Source organism: Saccharopolyspora hattusasensis, assembly GCF_050972075.1.
GTDB lineage: Bacteria > Actinomycetota > Actinomycetes > Mycobacteriales > Pseudonocardiaceae > Saccharopolyspora > Saccharopolyspora hattusasensis.
Map to the genome: position 1 here is coordinate 192,855 of NZ_JBPCDC010000001.1, position 17,582 is coordinate 210,436.

14 protein-coding genes and 1 pseudogene are annotated in these 17,582 nt (G+C 68.4%); 6 read left to right on the forward strand and 9 right to left on the reverse strand.

Going from position 1 to position 17,582, the window contains the following annotated elements; translation table 11 throughout:
* The first annotated feature begins 24 nt into the window (after nt 1-24).
* Nucleotides 25-546 carry a hypothetical protein gene (locus ACRXBZ_RS00995; RefSeq protein ID WP_433877332.1) on the forward strand — a complete coding sequence of 174 codons (522 nt, stop codon included), beginning with the start codon at nt 25-27 and terminating at the stop codon, nt 544-546.
* 329 nt (nt 547-875) lie between these two features.
* Nucleotides 876-2,072, forward strand: coding sequence for an FAD-dependent monooxygenase (locus tag ACRXBZ_RS01000; RefSeq protein ID WP_433877333.1), 1,197 nt, complete (start codon nt 876-878; stop codon nt 2,070-2,072).
* Nucleotides 2,073-2,305: 233 nt separating this feature from the next.
* Here the strand turns inward: ACRXBZ_RS01000 and ACRXBZ_RS01005 are convergent, their stop codons facing one another.
* The 3 genes from ACRXBZ_RS01005 to ACRXBZ_RS01015 all read right to left on the reverse strand — a co-directional run bounded on the left by ACRXBZ_RS01005 (nt 2,306) and on the right by ACRXBZ_RS01015 (nt 6,858).
* Nucleotides 2,306-4,321: an APC family permease gene (locus ACRXBZ_RS01005; RefSeq protein ID WP_433877334.1), complete on the reverse strand. Its 2,016-nt coding sequence runs from the start codon at nt 4,319-4,321 to the stop codon at nt 2,306-2,308.
* 162 nt (nt 4,322-4,483) lie between these two features.
* Nucleotides 4,484-5,524: a hemolysin family protein gene (locus ACRXBZ_RS01010; RefSeq protein ID WP_433877335.1), complete on the reverse strand. Its 1,041-nt coding sequence runs from the start codon at nt 5,522-5,524 to the stop codon at nt 4,484-4,486.
* On the reverse strand, nt 5,521-6,858 hold the full coding sequence (locus tag ACRXBZ_RS01015; protein WP_433877336.1) for a hemolysin family protein: 1,338 nt from the start codon (nt 6,856-6,858) through the stop codon (nt 5,521-5,523). The genes ACRXBZ_RS01010 and ACRXBZ_RS01015 overlap by 4 nt, the downstream gene beginning before the upstream one ends.
* Nucleotides 6,859-7,661: 803 nt before the next feature.
* Between ACRXBZ_RS01015 and ACRXBZ_RS01020 the strand changes: the two are divergent.
* Nucleotides 7,662-8,647: pseudogene (locus tag ACRXBZ_RS01020) on the forward strand (sporulation protein).
* A 188-nt stretch (nt 8,648-8,835) separates the two neighbouring features.
* On the opposite strand, the gene ACRXBZ_RS01025 reads toward ACRXBZ_RS01020, so the two are convergent.
* Nucleotides 8,836-9,192, reverse strand: coding sequence for a zinc ribbon domain-containing protein (locus ACRXBZ_RS01025; protein WP_433877337.1), 357 nt, complete (start codon nt 9,190-9,192; stop codon nt 8,836-8,838).
* Between the two features lie 428 nt (nt 9,193-9,620).
* On the reverse strand, nt 9,621-10,892 hold the full coding sequence (locus tag ACRXBZ_RS01030) for an Nramp family divalent metal transporter (RefSeq protein ID WP_433877338.1): 1,272 nt from the start codon (nt 10,890-10,892) through the stop codon (nt 9,621-9,623).
* A 319-nt stretch (nt 10,893-11,211) separates the two neighbouring features.
* Here ACRXBZ_RS01030 and ACRXBZ_RS01035 point away from each other — a divergent pair, with 319 nt between their 5' ends.
* Nucleotides 11,212-12,114, forward strand: coding sequence for an MIP/aquaporin family protein (locus tag ACRXBZ_RS01035; RefSeq protein ID WP_433877339.1), 903 nt, complete (start codon nt 11,212-11,214; stop codon nt 12,112-12,114).
* A gap of 49 nt (nt 12,115-12,163) precedes the next feature.
* Nucleotides 12,164-12,616, forward strand: coding sequence for a MarR family winged helix-turn-helix transcriptional regulator (locus ACRXBZ_RS01040; RefSeq protein WP_433877340.1), 453 nt, complete (start codon nt 12,164-12,166; stop codon nt 12,614-12,616).
* A gap of 153 nt (nt 12,617-12,769) precedes the next feature.
* Here the strand turns inward: ACRXBZ_RS01040 and ACRXBZ_RS01045 are convergent, their stop codons facing one another.
* The 3 genes from ACRXBZ_RS01045 to ACRXBZ_RS01055 form a co-directional block, all read right to left on the reverse strand.
* Nucleotides 12,770-14,254, reverse strand: coding sequence for an aromatic amino acid ammonia-lyase (locus ACRXBZ_RS01045; protein ID WP_433877341.1), 1,485 nt, complete (start codon nt 14,252-14,254; stop codon nt 12,770-12,772).
* Between the two features lie 23 nt (nt 14,255-14,277).
* Nucleotides 14,278-14,853, reverse strand: a complete 576-nt coding sequence (locus tag ACRXBZ_RS01050; RefSeq protein ID WP_433877342.1) for a cysteine dioxygenase — start codon at nt 14,851-14,853, stop codon at nt 14,278-14,280.
* 304 nt (nt 14,854-15,157) lie between these two features.
* Complete coding sequence (locus tag ACRXBZ_RS01055) at nt 15,158-16,045, reverse strand: amidohydrolase family protein (protein WP_433877343.1); 888 nt, start codon at nt 16,043-16,045, stop codon at nt 15,158-15,160.
* Nucleotides 16,046-16,151: 106 nt separating this feature from the next.
* Between ACRXBZ_RS01055 and ACRXBZ_RS01060 the strand changes: the two genes are divergently transcribed.
* Entirely contained in the window at nt 16,152-17,156 is a 1,005-nt protein-coding gene (locus ACRXBZ_RS01060; RefSeq protein WP_433877344.1) for a LacI family DNA-binding transcriptional regulator, read from the forward strand.
* Between the two features lie 12 nt (nt 17,157-17,168).
* Here the strand turns inward: ACRXBZ_RS01060 and ACRXBZ_RS01065 are convergent, their stop codons facing one another.
* Entirely contained in the window at nt 17,169-17,510 is a 342-nt protein-coding gene (locus ACRXBZ_RS01065; RefSeq protein ID WP_029535083.1) for an MmcQ/YjbR family DNA-binding protein, read from the reverse strand.
* Nucleotides 17,511-17,582: the final 72 nt, after the last annotated feature.

The following is a 17,582-nucleotide window of genomic DNA, read 5'->3' on the forward strand; positions in this document are numbered from 1 at the left end:
TCCTTCTTTTACTGGCCCGACTTCATGCCCCACGCCGGACAGCGTCGAGGCCAAGGTCGAGCACTTCGCCGACTTCCTGGACGTGCACCAGGAGATCGGCATGTCGTCGCTCCCGACCTTCATCGTGGGGCACATGTCCGGCACTTCGGGATCACCGACAACACCGGGAAGCCGAAACCGACGCTGCACGAACTGGCGGCGTTCGCCGACATCCTGTCCACTGCAGACTTCGACCGCTGCGAGCGCACCGACGCGCAGGCGGCCCTGGTGGTGACCGAGTTCCTGGGGCGCGGGGACTCGTTCAGCCACGGACGACGACCGACCGCTCATCTGCAGCTCGCTGCAGCAGGCATACGTGGCCGCGAGGTGCTGCAGCAGGAGGACGGGCGGCGGTTCGTCTGGCTCGTCGGCCAGCACGACCAGGAAGCCGCGGCAACTCCGCTCGCGAGCGGATATTCACTGCACGACCTCGAAACCGGTGAAGAACTTTCCAAGATCCCGCTGCCCGCCTATTGCGTGCGGGTCGTCGAGCTGCGCGCGGAGTGAGTCCCGGGCCGAATTCGGGGCTCCCGGAGTCCGGGCGGTGGCTGAGGTTCCGCTCCCCGCACCGCCACGCAGGACGAGCCTGGCACAGGCTCCTCCGCCCGAAAGGCCTACGGCCGCGGCGATTCGGGTCCAAAGCCCCTAGCCCTGCCACGTCCATGACGTGAAAGCGTCGGGGCTAGCGCGGTGCCAGGTGCGGCCAACTTCCGGCCGGGGTACAACGGGGGCGTACCCGACCTACGCTGATGCTGGTCCGCTCGTGCCTTCTCCCGAGCATTCGGCACGGGGCCACCGGGCCCGACCACTCGTCCGCCGCTCGTGGGGAGACGCTCATGAAGATCGTGTGCATCGGGGCCGGACCAGCCGGCCTCTACCTGGCCATCTCGGCGAAGCTGCGCGACGCCGGCAACGACATCACGGTGATCGAACGCGATCCACCGGGCGCCACCTACGGCTGGGGCGTCGTGTACTGGGACGACCTGCTGGACACGCTGTACCGCAATGACCGGGAGAGCGCGCAGCGGATCCGCGCCGCATCGACGCTCTGGCAGGAACAGATCGTCTCGCTGCACGGCACCGAACACGCCTACCTCAGCGGGTACGGCTACAGCGTGAACCGCGCGCCGCTGCTGGAGATACTCGCCGATCGGGCCGCGATGCTCGGGGTGGACATCCAGTACGAGCGGGCGGTGGAGGACCTGTCGGAATTCTCCGATGCGGATCTGATCGTGGTCACCGACGGCGCGAACAGCCGGACCCGGCAGCAGTACGCCGACGAGTTCGGCACCGAGGTGTCCCAGGGGCGCAACCGCTACATCTGGCTGGGCACGGACCGGGTCTTCGACAAGTTCACCTTCGACTTCGAGGAGACCCCGCAGGGCTGGATCTGGTTCCACGCCTACCCGTCCAGCGCCGGGGTCAGCACCTTCATCGTCGAATGCCAGGAGGAGACCTGGCACGGGCTCGGCCTGGACCAGCTCGGCGCCGACGAGAGCATGCGGCTGCTGGAGGACATCTTCGACAAGCCGCTTGCTGGGCATTCGCTGATCAGTTCCTCTCGGGGCAAACCCGCGTCGTGGCAGCGGTTCACGCAGGTCTACAACGAAACCTGGCGGCACGACAACATGATCCTGATCGGCGACGCCGCGCACACCACGCACTTCACGCTCGGCTCGGGCACCAGGCTGGCCATCATCGATGCGGTCATGCTCGCGCAGAAACTGCTGGAGCGCGGGCAAATGGCCATGGCGCTCAAGGAGTTCGACCTGGAAGGCCACGCCGCGCTGCGCATGGCGCAGTCCTCGGCGCGCACCAGCATGGCGTGGTTCGAGAACGCCGACCGCTACACGGATCGCAATGCCGTGGACTTCTGCTACGCGATGTCCACCCGGAACAGCTTGCAGCCGCCCTGGCGCTACCAGCAGCACGTTCTCACGCAGAACCCGGCCGTGCGCAAGGCCTCACGTCTGGCCAACAACGCCTTGCGCTGGGCTCAGGCGCGCAGGCGCGGCGAGTCGCGGCGGCGCTAAGCCAAGGCCCGTTCCGAAAGTGGTTTGCGTAGCATGACGGCCAGACACAGTAACTCGAGTGACTGAGCTTGGGTGGCCGACCTGGCAGCCGCGCTTGGTCACGTCATCCGAAGCCGGACTGATCCGGTGATCTCCCGAAGGGCTCGGACACCCGTGAGTGTTTTTGGGTGCCATAGCACCCAAAAACACTCACGGGTGTTCTCCGCTTCCCGCCATGGCGCGGCCAGGCACCGTCACCGGTGCTCGGGGCCGGGGCGGAAGGTGCGGCTGATGCCGCGCCGGACCTCACCGGGGCTGTGCGCCTCCCGGTCCGGGTGGCGGACGGTGCTGGAGTGCAGCTGCCAGGGGACGCTGGTGACCATCACACCCGGCACGAACAGCAACCGGCCCTTGAGGCGCAGTGCGCTCTGGTTGTGCAGCAGGTTCTCCCACCAGCGCCCGACCACGTACTCCGGGATGTAGACGCAGACGACATCACGCGGGCTGGTGCGCCGGATGTGCTTGACGTAGTCGACGATCGGCTTGGTGATCTCCCGGTACGGCGACTCGACCACCTTCAACGGCACACCGATGTCCCGCTCCTCCCACTGCTGCTGCAGTGCGCGGGTGTCCTCGTCGTCGACGTTGATCGTGATCGCCGTCAGCGTGTCCGGCCGGGCGGCGCGCGCGAAGTTCAGCGCCCGCACCGTCGGCTTGTGCAGCGTCGACACCAGCACGATCGCGTGCACCCGGCTGGGCAGCGTGGCGGGTTCGTCGTCCAGCCGCAGTTCCTCGCGGACCTGGCGGTAGTGCCGGGAGATCGACCGCATCAGCACGTATAGCACCGGGACCGCGATCACCACCAGGTAGGCGCCGTGGGTGAACTTCGTGACCAGCACCACCGCCAGCACCACCGCCGTCATGCCCGCGCCGAACCCGTTGATCAGCCGGGACCGGTGGATCTTCCGCCGCTGCGCGGGATCGGACGTGGTGGTCAGCTCGTGGTTCCAGTGCCGCACCATGCCGATCTGGCTGAGGGTGAACGAGGTGAACACACCCAGGATGTAGAGCTGGATCAGCCCGGTCACCGATCCCTCGTAGAGGTAGATCAGCGCACCGGCGATGACCGAGAGCAGCACGATGCCGTTGGAGAACGCCAGCCGGTCGCCCCGGGTGTGCAGCTGCCGCGGCAGGTAGCGGTCCTGGGCCAGGATCGACGCCAGCAGCGGAAACCCGTTGTACGCCGTGTTGGCGGCCAGGATCAGGATCAGCGCCGCACTGGCCTGCAGGTAGTAGAACAGGAAGGTGTTGTCGCCGCCGAAGACCGCGGCGGCGATCTGGGCGATCACGGTCCGCTGCGGATCGGTCTCACAGTTGCCTGCGAAGCCGACCAGGTCGCAGGTGCTCTCCGCGACGTGGACCTGGGAGATCATCGCCAGCACCGTCACGCCGCTGAACATGACGATCGCGATGGTGCCCATCGCCAGCATCGTCCGGCCGGCGTTGACGGCCTTCGGGCGGCGGAAGGCTGGCACGCCATTGGAGATCGCCTCGACCCCTGTCAGTGCGGTGCAACCCGACGAGAACGCGCGCAGCACCAGTAGCGCCAGCGCGAGCCCGGTCAGCCCGGCCTGCTCGGGCTGGATGCCGTACCCGGCGCTCTCGGCCACCGGGGGCGCGCCCACCGCGGTCCCCACCAGCCCGACGACGATCATCAGCATGACCCCGGCGACGAACAGGTAGGTCGGCACCGCGAAGGCCCGGCCAGACTCCCGCACGCCGCGGAGGTTGATCGCCATCAGCACGACGATGAACAGCAGGTTTATCCCCACCCGGTGCGGGTTCAGCTCCGGCACCGCGGAGATGATGTTGTCAACCCCGGCCGCGACCGACACCGCCACGGTCATCACGTAGTCCACCAGCAGGGCACTGGCCACCACCAGGCTCGCCGACGAACCCAGGTTCTCCGAGACGACTTCGTACGATCCGCCGCCACTGGGATAGGCGTGCACCACCTGCCGGTAGGACGCCACCACGATGGCCAGCAGCACCACCACCGCGAGCCCGACCCAGGGCGTCAGGTGCAGGAACACCAGCCCGCCCAGCGACAGCACCAGCAGGATTTCCTGGGTGGCGTAGGTGACCGAGGACAGCGGGTCGCTGGCGAAGATCGGCAGCGCCAGCCGCTTCGGCAACAGCGTCTCCCCCAGCCGGTCACTGCGCACCGGCCGGCCGACGAGCAACCGTTTCAGCACTTCAGACAGCCGCACGAGCTCAGCGTAGGCCCGGCCGCACCGATCCGGCCCCTCGATGACCCGGCAGGGTCAGGGCCCTGGCGGGAACGTCACCGGCGGTCTCGAGGCCGCCGGTGGTGCGGCCGGGCACGCCTGTCGACGTGCATGGCCGCACCACCTATCGCCGGGTTGTCCGGATCACTCGACGTGGGTGGCGTCGCGGACGGTGCCGACGTATTCCTCGACGAGGTCTTCGAGGGCGACGATGCCGATGGGTTGGCCGGTGGTGTCGGTTGCGGTGGCGAGGTGGCTGCCTGTGCGGCGTAGGGAGGTCATGGCGTGGTCGAGGCGGGCGTGGGCTGGGACGGTGGGTAGTCGTCGGATGCGGGCGGGGGCGATGGGGGTTGTGGGGTCGTGTCCGGCTTGGTCGAGAACGTCTTTGATGTGGAGGTAGCCGGTGAGTGTTCCGTCGTCGCGGCGGAGGGGGAACCGGGAGAATCCGGTGTGGGCGACGGCTTGTTCGACGTCGCCGAGGGTGGGGTGTTGCGGGAGTGTGGTGAGGTCGGTTAGGGGGACGAGGACGTCTGCGACGGTGTGTTCCACTGAGGACAGTGTTTGGGCGAGTCGGCGGTGTTCGGATTGGTCGAGGAGGCCTTCGCGGCGTGATTCGACGAGGAGTTCGGCGAGTTCGGCGGAGGTGTAGGCGGTGTCGAGTTCGTCTTTGGGTTCTACGCGTAGCAGGCGGAGCACGGTGTTGGCCATCATGTTGAACAGGGCGATGAGTGGCCGGGCGAGTTTGACGAAGCCGACCAGGGGTGGGACCAGCCAGAGGGCGAGTCGTTCGGGTTCGGCGATGGCGAGGTTTTTGGGGACCATTTCGCCGACGAGGACGTGGAGTATGACCACGATCGCTAGTGCGATGGTGAACGCCACGGCGTGGGTGATGGTGTCGGGGATGCCGAGAGCGGTGAAGGGTGTTCGGAGTTGGTGGGCGACGGCGGGTTCGCCGAGGCGGCCCAGGCCCAGGGAGCAGAGGGTGATGCCGAGTTGGGCGCTGGTGAGCATCAGCGAGCCTTCCTGGCTGGCTTTGATCACCACTCGGGCGCGGGTTTTGCCTTGGGCCAGCAGCGCTTCCAGCCGGTCCCGGCGGGAGGACAGCAGGGAGAACTCCGCGCCCACGAAGAACGCGTTGAGCAGCAGCAGGACAACACCCAGCACGATCGCGGAACCGTCGCTCATCGAACCTCCTCCACGGCCTCGGCGTGGGTCGGCTGGTGGGTGAGGCGCAGTTCTGCGATCCGGTGGCGGTCCATCCGGGTGACGGCCAGCCGCCATCCGTCCGGGATGAGGTGGTCGCCGACCTCGGGAATGCGTCCCAGTCGAGCCAGCACGAAGCCGGCAACGGTCTCGTATTCCCCGTCGGGCATGGCGAATCCGGTGGCCTCGGCCAGTTCGTCCGGGCGCAGTCGTCCGGAGATGATCCAGGTGTCGTCACCGAGGCGGCGCACCGCGGCGATTTCGCGGCGGTCGTGTTCGTCGCGGACGTCGCCGATGATCTCCTCGACGACGTCCTCCAGGGTCACGATGCCCGCGCTACCGCCGTACTCGTCGACCACCACGGCCAGCTGCAACCCCGATCCGCGCAGCCGGTTCAGCAGCGCGTCGCCGTCCAATGTCTCCGGCACGGTCGGCACCGGGCGGGCCAGCGACCTCACCGGGGTCGTTTCGCGGAGTCCGGCGGGGACGCCGAACGCTTGCTTGACGTGGACGACACCGTGGATCTCGTCCAAATCACCGCCGTGCACAGGGAAGCGGGAGAACCCGGTGCGGCGGGCGGTGTCGAGCAGATCCATCACGCTGTCGCCGACGGTCAGGGATTCCACGCGGACGCGCGGGGTCATCAATTCCTCGGCCGTGCGGTCGCCGAAGCGCAGCGACCGGTCCATCAGTTGCGCGGTCGAGGAGTCCAGCGTTCCGTGTTCGGCGCTGGAGCGCACGATCGAGCCGAGTTCTTCGGGGGAACGGGCGGATCGGAGTTCTTCTTGGGGTTCGATGCCGAAACGGCGCACGACCCAGTTGGCGCTATTGTTCATCGCATCGATCAGCCACCGGAAGACCTGCGAGAACCGGGCGTGGTAGCCCGACACGGCACGGGCGGTGGGCAGTGGGCGCGCGATGGCGAGGTTCTTGGGCACCATCTCCCCGAAGACCATCGACAGGGTCGTGGCCAGCAGGATCGCCAGCGTCAGCGACACCGCCCCGGCCGCCTCACCGGGCAACCCGAGCGCGGTCAGCCCCGGGCGGATCAGGTCACCGATCAACGGCTCCGCCACGTACCCGGTGACCAGCGTGGTCAACGTGATCGCGACCTGGGCGCCGGAAAGCTGGAACGACAACGTCCGGTGTGCCTTCTGCACCGCCCTCGCACGCCGGTCACCGACCTGACGCACATGCGCGTCCACCGTACTGCGTTCCAGAGACGTCAGCGAGAACTCCGCGGCAACCGCCAACCCGGTGCCCAACGTCAACACGCCAACGAAAACAAGGCCGAGAACGGCCAACAGGATGTCCATCACCGACCACCCCAGAACGGGGCATCGGCCACCAGTCGCGGAAAGCCGGGACTATGTCCCGGCCCGGTACTGCCCTCTGGGGATTGCGCTTCGCGCACTGAAGACGTCACTCCTAGACAAACAAAGGGGAGGAAAGGGACACAGTATATCCCGAATGGGCTGGCACCCGAGCGAGCAAACTAGATCGAGATCACACTCTTGGGCGACCGCAGTCCGTCGCGCCCAGCCGGTCAAGTCCGGACAGATACACGAACTCGCGCCGACTCAACCAAACGGGCGATGTTGTGTTGATCACGATCTTTGGGGTGTTTGTCCGGAACTCGCTGCTCTACTGTTCCGTTCCAATGGACATGGACGATGATCCAGGCAGTCCCAGCCGCGCTCCTGGCAGTTCGAGGAGCGCGGACCCCACAAGGACGCTGACGCCACCGCAAGTCGGCAGGCCGCGCGGAGCCGCGTCGCCACACGTCCGCGAGTCGACGCCACCCGCGGACCTGGACATCGTCCACTTCGGACCACTGGGAGTTCTGCGCGCTTCCGCGCCGTGCGGCCGAGAACCGGCGAGCGCTCCTCCCCCGGACGACCAACTCCCCCTTCCTGCGCCCCCGCATGCCCCCTCGGCCTTCCGGGACGTCGAACGCGGAAACGCCGAAGTGCATCGCGCAGGCTCACGGCCCCGCAGAACAACGCTGACCGGGCCGCGCCGAATCTCCGATCGACCGGGGAGCCGCACCACCCGCTACCCATTCGAGAACACGCACCGCAATCAACTGACAGCGAAGAGAGAAGGAAGGTCCAGCAGAATGGTCTTCAAGAAGCTCCTGGGCGCGCTCGGTGTCGGCGGCCCGTCGGTGGACACCGTGCTGCATCACCCGCACGTCCGCCCGGGCGAGAACCTCGTCGGCGAGGTCCGCATCACCGGCGGCAAGCAGGACGTCAACGTCGAGCACGTCGCGCTCGGCTTCGTCACCCGCACCGAGACCGAGCACGGCGGCCGCGACGGACACGCCGGGGTGGAGTTCCACCGCGCCGTGGTGGCCGGGAACTTCGCGCTGCGCGAGGGCGAGAACAAGACCATCCCGTTCGAGCTGCCCGTGCCGTGGGAAACGCCGATCACCAGCGTCTACGGCCAGCACCTGCACGGCATGACCTCGGCGTGCGCACCGAACTGGCCATCGCCAAGGTCGCGAACAAGGGCGACCTCGACCCGGTCATCGTGGAACCCTTGCCCGCGCAGGAGAAGGTGCTCGAAGCGTTCTCCCAGCTCGGTTTCCACTTCAAGAGCGCCGACCTGGAGCAAGGCCACCTGCACGGCGTTCGCCAGGAACTGCCATTCTTCCAGGAGATCGAGTTCTTCCCGCCGCCGCAGTTCTCTGGGCGCATCAATGAGGTCGAGCTGACCTTCGTCGCCGGCCCGCACGGGCTGGACGTGGTGCTGGAGGCGGACAAGCGCGGCGGGTTCTTCGCCCCGAGCCAGGACGCCTTCGGCCGCTTCCACGTTACCCACGAGGAAGCGCTCACCACCGACTGGGCGGGGCAGATCCACGGCTGGCTCGAGCAGGCCGCCGAACGACGCGGCGGCATGGGCCACCACATGGGCGGCTACGACCAGCACCAGGGCTACGGCCACCAACCGCACGGCTACCACGAAGAGCACCATCGGCGCGGTTCCGGGATGGGCGGCATGGTCGCCGGCGCCGCGCTCGGCGCCGGCGCCGGATTCCTCGGCGGAATGGTCGCGGGCGAGATCATGGAAGAGGTTTTCGAGGGCGACGAAGAAGAATTCTGATCACCCGAGGCAGGCGGGTGCCGGGAATCCGTTCCCGGCACCCGCCACGCGATGCTCCCGTCATCGGCCGCCGAGATCACCCGGTAGATTGATCAACATCTACGTACCGTGATGACCGAGGAACCGTTCAGGAAACGTGCAAGAACGTGTCCTGACTCTGCAACTTACGTCGCCGAGGTTGACCCGAGCTAGAGCAGTGATAGCTGTCGTGGCTCGGGTCTTCCCGTGGCAGTACCCTTTGCCCGCATAGTGCGGGTCTTAGGTGGGTTTCCATCGGGCTCGTTTATCGTCACGGCGCAACTCGCCGAAGACGCGCCGCGCTCATACTCCACGAGGGCAGCGAGGTTGCGTGCGGCGTTAAGGTCCCGGTCCAGGACCAGGCCGCAGTGTTCGCAGGTGCAGGTGCGTTCGGACAAGCGCAGTTTGGCTTTCGCTACGCCACAGCCTGAACACGTCTTTGAAGAGGGAAACCATCGGTCCGCGGCGTGCACGTGCACACCGGACCATGCGGCTTTGTACTCAATCTGACGTCGCAACTCGGCCATGCCGACTCCTGCGACCGCGCGCGCGAACCCTCTTCTGGATCTTCTTCATCGGCTACATCGCCATCACGACGTTCACGGTGCTGAACCTCTTCATCGCCGTCGCCGTGTCCGCGATGGAGTCCCAAGTGGGCCGCGAGCGCGAGAGCAGTGAAGACTCCGCCGAGGGTGAAGCGGTCCGACAACTCCTCGCGGAGATCCGCCCAACTCCGAGCCGAAGTCCGCGAACTCCGCACCACGACAACCGGATCCACGCCCAGGACCTGATCACCGAGGTGAGGGGCACCCTTGGGCGGCTACTCAAGGGTGTCCCTCGCCTCCCACGCTGGTTCCAACCACGGCTCTTGCGCGACGCAGCTGCGGCGCGGGCGCTCGGAATTGTGGATCCACCGGTCCTGGATCTCGCCGAGGGAAACCGGTTGACCGCCGCGTCAGCCGATGAACTGGTCGTAGAGGAGGTAGCAGTTCAGGCCGACGATCAGGGTGGTGATCAGGGTCATCACCGTCGTCAGCCAGCGCGGGTTGGCGAACTCCCCCATCACCGCGCGGTCCCGGGTCACCAGCAGCAGCGGGATCAGCGCGAAGGGGATGCCGAAGCTCAGCACGACCTGGCTGAAGTTGAGGACGTCGGTGGTGTTCATGCCGAGCGCGATGACCACGAGCGCGGGCACCATCGTGATCAACCGGCGGAGGAGCAACGGGATCCGGAAGTTGATGAACCCCGCCATGACGACCTGCCCGGCGAAGGTGCCGACGCCGGACGAGGAGATCCCGGACGCGAGCAGGGCGACCGCGAACACTAGGGCCGCGGCACCACCGGCGAGCGTGGCGAGGCCCGCGTGCGCGTCCTCGATGGTGCTGATGCCCGTGTTCCCGGTGGCGTGGAAGAGCTTCGCGGCGACCAGCAGCATCGACAGGTTGATCATTCCGGCGAGGCCGAGCGCGACGACTACGTCCCAGCGCTCGAAGCGCAGCACCCGGCGGCGGTCGTCGTCGTTCGAGCACGCCACCCGGCGGCTCGTCAGCGCCGAGTGCAGGTAGACGACGTGCGGCATCACGGTGGCGCCGACGATCCCCACCGCGAGGTAGGCGCTGCCGCTGGGCAGCGTCGGCACCAGCCCGGAGATGGCCTGAGCCGGCTCCACGCCGATCTGCAGCAGTTCGTAGGCGAAACCGGCGATGATCAGCAGCAGCAACCCGGCGATCGCCCGCTCGAAGGGCCGGTAGCCCAGCGCCTGCAGGCCCAGCAGCGCGAACGCGACTACCGCGGTGATCAGCGCAGCCGGCATCATCGGGATGCCGAAGAGCAGGTACAGGCCCAGAGCCGCGCCGACGAACTCGGCCAGGTCGGTGGACATGGCGACGATCTCCGCCTGCAACCAGAGCCCCCACCGCATCGGCCGGGAATACCGCTCCAGGCACACCTCGGGAAGGGTCTTGCCGGTGACGACGCCGATCTTGGCGGACAGAAACTGCACCGGCATCGCCATCAGGTTCGCCAGCACCACGACCCACACCAGCGCGTAACCGAATTCCGCGCCAGCGCCGATGTTCGTCGAGAAGTTGCCGGGGTCGACGTACGCGATCGCCGCGATGAATGCCGGGCCCAGCATCGCGAGCGCGCCGCGCATCCGGCCTCGTCCGAGCACCTGCCCGACGGCCGGTCGCGGGCCCTGTTGCGCATCGATCCTGGTCATGCCCATTGATCCACCCGTGCTGCCGCCCTGGCTTCCTGACCGTTGATGACTGCCTCCCGTCGTCCCGCACACCCGCGCGAGCCGTAGTTCGGCCCGGCGACCAAGAGATTACGGTATGCCGAAAATTCGTCTTCGAAAACCCCCAAGTGGACGCGCGGGCCCATCAGGTGCGGCCCTGCCCACGCCAGGGTGTTCGAGTGCGCCCCGTTGCGCACAGCACATTCGCGTGCGGCACGTTCAGGTCCCGGGTCCTACACTCGAAGTACCGATTCCGCCGCGGCGCTTCGGCCAGATGGGGGAAATCTACTCGGGTTTGGGGTCGCCGATGTCCGAGGAAAACCAACGCCGTCACGGCTACCGGGAAGGACTCGGCGGCGAGTTGCTGGCCGAGCTCCTGGGAACGTTCGTCCTGATCCTGTTCGGGTGCGCATCGGTCGCCGTCGCGGTCGCGGGCCTGCCCGGTTCAGGACGCCAGTCCGACGCCTTCGGGCCGGGGAACTGGCTCATCGTCGCGTTCGGTTGGGGATTCGCCGTGGTGTTCGGCGTCTACGTCGCCGGCGGCGTCAGCGGTGCGCACATCAACCCCGCGGTCACACTCGCCTTCGCGGTGCGGCGGGCCTTCCCGTGGCGAAAGGTCGTTCCGTACGTGGCGGCTCAGTTCGTGGGCGCGTTCCTGGCCGCAGCGGTGGTGTACTCCGTCTACAGCTGGGCGATCGATGCGTTCAACGCCAAGGCCGGCCTCGCCCGCAACCAGTCCCTGGACACGTTCGCGATCTTCGCGACGTTCCCCGCCAAGTACTTCGACGGATCGTGGTGGGGACCGTTCCTGGACCAGATCGTCGGCACCGCGATCCTGGTGCTGCTCATCTTCGCGCTCATCGACACTCGCAACGTCGCTCCGTCCGCCAACCTCGGGCCATTCATGATCGGCATGGTCGTCACCACGATCGGCATGACCTTCGGCCCGAACGCCGGTTACGCGATCAACCCGGCGCGCGACTTCGGGCCTCGGCTGTGGACGTTCGTAACAGGCTGGGGCGATATCGCGCTACCCGGGAGCTACCAGTGGTTCAGCAACTACTTCTGGATCCCGATCGTCGGGCCGCTCGTCGGGGGCGTCATCGGAGCCGTCGTCTACGACCTGTTCATCGGCCAGGTGGTGGCAGCCCGCGCCGCCCCGCCGGAACCGGGGCGGGCGACCGAGGGGGCACCCGAAAAGGAGCAGTAAGACAGTGTGAGCTGCCCAGCTGTATCTGGACAGGACTTACCGTCGTGGTGTGCCCGAAAGCAGCAGCGAAGGCGTTTCCGAGTCGGCGGTTCGCGCCGCCAGCGACGCATGGGTGGCGGTCAGCCGCCTGCGCCGCAGGCTGAAGGAGCTGACCGGCGAGGGAGACCTCACCCCGGCGCAGGCCTCGGTGCTGGCCCGGCTGGACAAGGACGGAGCGGCCTCGGCCAGCGAGCTGGCCGCCGCGGAGCGCGTGCGCCCCCAGTCCATGGCGACGATCGTCGCGGCGCTCGGACGAGCCGAGCTGGTGGACCGCCACCCCGACCCCGATGACGGACGGCGGCAGCTGGTCACCCTCACCGAACTGGGGCGAGAGAGGCGAGCCGGCTCTCGGCAGGCTCGTCAGGCATGGCTGGCGCGGACGTTGCAAGAGCGCTGCACCGAGGAGCAGCGGCTGGTGATCATCGACGCGATGGCGCTGCTGGACGACGTGGCCCAGTCTTGACGAGGCACGCAACGCCGCCCGCTACCAGCACGGCGCCACCACTGACGGCCTGCACCACCTCGCTTGGCTCCTGCTCGGCATCGCCGCCCTGCTCGCCAAGACCGACACCGACCAGAACCCGTTGCCGGGACTGAGGCTTTTCGCGTCCGGGGGTCAGTCCGCACCTGCTCCTGCCCGAACGAGCCGCCGGCCGATCCGGGCGATCTCGTCGATGATCGCGGCAGCGGCCGAGACATCGGCGGACAACGGGCGATCCCGGGCATCCGGATCGAGCGCGCCGCAAGCCCGTCGGTAAACCGCCCGGACTGGTTGCGCAGGGCCAGCCCCGCGCAACCGGAGCGCGCGGACCGCGGCCACCAGTTCGCAAGCCAGGACGAGCCGGTACGCCTCCGCCGCGCGGCGGGACTGCCTGGCCGCCTGCGAAGCGAAACACGCGTGTTCTTCGGTGCCCCTGGAAAGCACCACGTGGCCCAGCGTCGCGGGATAAGCGGCGTTGCGCAGCTCGGCCAAGGCGGAACCGACGCCGTACTCGAGCACCATGATTCCCGAGCTGCCCGGCGGGCCGGTGGCCAGGAACGGGCGCAGGCAGGTCATCTCGGGGTCGGTGAGCAGCGACAGCCTCCCTGCCGACAGTTGCGCGGTCGAGAGCATCGCCAGCCGCAGCCGGTCCAGCGCGAGGGCGAGCTGGGCGGCGTGGAACCCGCCGTGGTGGCGGACCTGATGGTCGGTGATCAGCGGATTCTCGCCTGCGGCGTTGAGTTCCACGGCCAAGACCGAGTCGATGTCGGCCAAGGCCTCCAACGCGGGGCCGTGGACCTGGGGGAAGCACCGCAGACCGAACGGGTCCTGGACCCTGCGTCCAGCAGTCACCGCCCCGCCGAGCAATGCCAGCATGTCGGCGGCGACCCGGGCCGCTCCGGCGTTCGGCCGCCCGGCGTGCACCTCAGGCGCGAACGGCTCGGTCGACCCATCGACGGCGAGCAAGGTCAGCGCGGCGATCGGAGCGGTCGCATCAAGAAGCCCGTGCACCTCCTCCGCCGCCAGCGCCGCCTGGGCGATGGTCAGGGCGTTGCTGCTGATCAACGCCAGGGCGTCGCCGTCGGTCATGATGACCGGATCCGGCGGCCGTCCCCCACCGGCCCAGTTCGCCTCTCCCGCGAGAGCGAGCCCGAGTTCGGCCAACGGGCCGAGGTCGCCGGTCCCGACGGCGCCGTGCTCGTGCACCTCCGGACAGGTACCGGCGTTGAGCGCGGTGATCATTGCTTCGGCGATAGCGGGTTGCAGCGCGGCACCGCGCAGGACCTGGTTCACCCGGACCGCCAGCATCGCCCGGACGTCTCGTTCGGGCAGCAGGTTCCCGATTCCGCTGGCATGGCTGCGAAGCAGCCGCATCCCGTGCGCCGCACTTCCGGGCACCACTTCGGCACGGTTGGCACCGACGCCGGTGGTGCGCCCGTACACCGGCCGCGGCACGGGCTTCCGCGCGTTCAGCCAACGCTTTCGGAGACGGTCCAACGCGGCCGGTGACGCGCCGACCCCAAGGCCGTCCGCGATCCGAACCACTTCCACAGCGGCCAGTTCTGGACCGCCGAGGAGCACGGGATTTCCGGCGCGCAACGCACCCCGAACGGCAGTCACGACTCCTCCCTCCACGCGCAGCGTCAGATGCGGGCTGTGTCGTCGATGGGACGCAGCTCCTCGGCGTACGACACGGAAACTCGCCGGATCACGCCGCCGGACACGGCGTACTGCCCCATCCGCCACAGCGGTGGGGAGTACGCGTGGATCGAGACGCTCCTGCGCTCTTTGCCCGTGAGCCGGTGGATGTGCTCGGGGCCGCAGCCGAACACGAAGCCGGCGCCGACCTCGGTCGCCAAGCTCGGCCCGGCCACCGCCAGGTTGTGCTCGACGAGCGCACCCCCGGCCACCGCGACCGCGAACGAGGAGATGTCGTGGTCGTGCCAGCCCGTGTCGTTCTCCGGCGTCCAGCACAGCACCCACACGTCGACGTGCGCGTCCCGGTGCAGCGATGCGTAATGCCGCTGGTAGTCGCTGAAAGCGACGTGGTGCCACCACAGCTCCGGTCGGCGCGCCAGGTCCGCGACCAGGCCGAGCAGCTCGCGCGGGTCCAGGCAGCGGCCGGGCAGGGTTTCGAGGGTGAAACCGGTTGGCACCTCGCCGATCGGGAGCGCTCGCCGGGCAGGCACCTCGACAGTCGCGTGAGATTCGCCGATCACCTGATCTCCAATCTGCGGATGCCCCGTCCTTCGGGGTGGGGAGGAGCAGATCCCGCGTGTCGGTCGCGTAGCGACCGCTGAGAGTCTTGATCTCGGTAAGTGAGACTTACCGCCCCCACGCAAGTGGGAACACCCGAGCAAGTACGTGGGTACCGCTGGTCGAGCGGGAACCCGGACCATCCCGGTCCGAACGCCTGAGTGAGTTCGTGTGAGACCGAACCGCCACCGTGGGGACGCTGCGGTCGTTGAAGCAGGAAACTCAGTCCGCGAGGACTGAATCTCCTTCCTTCAGGGAGGAGAGAAGTCAAGGTAGTCCTCCTTCGAGCAGGCGACGCGGGTTCGAACAGCGGATGGCCCGGGAGGCGGCTTCCCCAAGGCCGGGATCGGTCGGCTCGGCGTAGGGGCGGTCGCTGCCGAGGACGACCGGGTCGATCCCGAGCACCCGGACCAGCGCGTCCACCCCGCGCGGCCCGTACGACGACGTGTCGACGAAGACATCCGGGTCGATGCGGTCGAACGCCCCGCCCCTGGCCACCAGGCGCTCGTGGTGCACGGGTGCCAGCCCCGCTCCGGCGGCGAAGCAGATCCGCAACTCCGGCAGCAGCGCGCGGCCCGCGACGTGCCAGGACCACCACGCCGCCTGCATCTGCGCCACGTAGTCGACGACCGGCGGCCACCACCCGGGCACGCCAGGCGGGCAAGTCGCTGCGCCGGGGTGCACCATGACCGGTCGGTCGTGCTGCTCGCACACCGCGAGCAGCGGAGCGATCCGTTCCACGTCAGCGGGTTTCCGCATGGCGTCGGCCGGGATCTGCAGGCCGACGCATCCGCTGCCGAGCGCGTCCCGCACCAGATCGGCGTCGGGTTCCAGCACGTTGGCCGCGGCCCACACCCGGAACGGATCGGGCAGCTCCAACGCGCCACGATGCCATGCGTCCAGCAGCGGGCCCGCGTCCTCCGGCGGCAGCCATTCGATGGCCAGCGGGCTGGACAGCGAAATGACCGCAATCCCGTCTTCCCGGGCCGCGCGCTTCGCCGGTTCGTGGTCGGCCGGGTCCACCTCGAACGGCGGCTCGCCCGCCACGTGCAGGGTCCAGCCGCGCAGCAGCGGCGGGTTCGCCCGTGCGCGCAACGCGTCGATGAATTCCGCAGGCCACAGGTGCTGGTGCACGTCGATCATCAATCCGGGCACGGCAAAGCCTTGTGAAGCGTTTCAGTGAACGGCTTCAGTGAACCGCCTCAGCGGGCGTGCGGTCAAGGGCCGAACGCACCCATCGGCCGCGCGCTAGGCTTTCCAGGTGCAACGCCGCAAGCGCCCCACGATCAAGGACATCGCGGCGGAGACGGGGCTCTCCCCTGCCGCAGTGTCCTACGCGCTCCGCGGCCTGCAGGTCCCCCCGGAAACCCAGCAGCGCGTGCGGGAAGTCGCCGACCGCCTCGGTTACGAGGCCGATCCGGTCGCCCGCGCGCTGGCCAGCGGGCGCACCGGGATGGTCGGCGTGCTGTGCAGTTCGCTCGAAGATCTGTGGCAGCAGAACTTCGCCACCACGCTCGGCAGGCGCTTCCTCGCCGCGGACCGCAACACCCTGTTCATGGACTCCGCCGCCGATCCCGCGCGCGAGGCGCTGCTCGCCAAGAACCTCCTCGACCAGCGGGTCGACGCGCTCGTCACGATCCCGGTCGACCCGACTTCCCGGCACTGGCCGGAAGCCGCCGAGCGGACCATGCTCGTCGCGATCGGTGACCCGCTGCCCGGGGCGTCCACCGCCGCCGAGGTGGTCTTCGACAACAGCCTGGGCGTCACCGACGCGCTGAAGACCCTCAGCGCCGCCGGGCACGACGAGGTCCTGGTGCTGACTCCGGGACCGCGCCTGATGCGCCAACGCCCGGCCGAGAAAGTCGTCCACGAGGTCGCGCGCGAACTGCGGATGAGCTTGCGCGTCCTGGCCTGCCCCAACGACTTGACCGGCGCGGCCGAGGTGGCGCGGACCGCGCTCGCCGAGGAACCCCGGCCCACCGCGGCGTTCTGCCTCACCGACTCGATGGCCTACGGCGTCTACGAGGCAGCTCGCGATCTCGGCCTGGCCATCCCCGCGGACCTGTCCGTCCTCGGCTACGACGACCATCCGGTGTCCCGACTGCTGACACCCGCGCTGTCCACCTACCGCTGGGACGTGCGGACCGTCGTCGACGCGGTCGTCGAGCGCGTGCTCAAAGCGGTCGACAAGAACCGGCGCAGCCGGCGCAAGCTGATCGCACCGGAGCCGAAGCACCGCGACTCGGTGGGCAGACCACGCCGGTGACCGGCCCTCGGGCTACGGAGTCGGGTGCTCCTCGACGAGGGGCTCAGGGGCCGACAGCCGCCATGCCTCGTACACGAGCTCCTTGAGCTCATCGGCGTCGATCCCCCGCAGATGCACGACCACCCAGCCGAATCCGCCTGCCGTGAACTGCACCTCGAACACGTCCGGGCGCTCGGCGACCAGTGCGATCTGCTCGGACAGCGTCTGCTTCAGGCCGACCGTCTCCGTTCGCGGCCAGTAGTAACCGAACCGCTTGCCACGCACGCTGAACGACGTGTAGTCCCTCGCCTCCGCGCGCTCGACCTCGGCGAGGCGGTCCACCATCCGCATGAACTTACCGCTCGGCACACCCATGCCCAGCATTCTGGCGCACCCGGCCGACGTTCCGGACCGAGCAAACTCCCGTGGCTGCGGCTAGCCCAACTT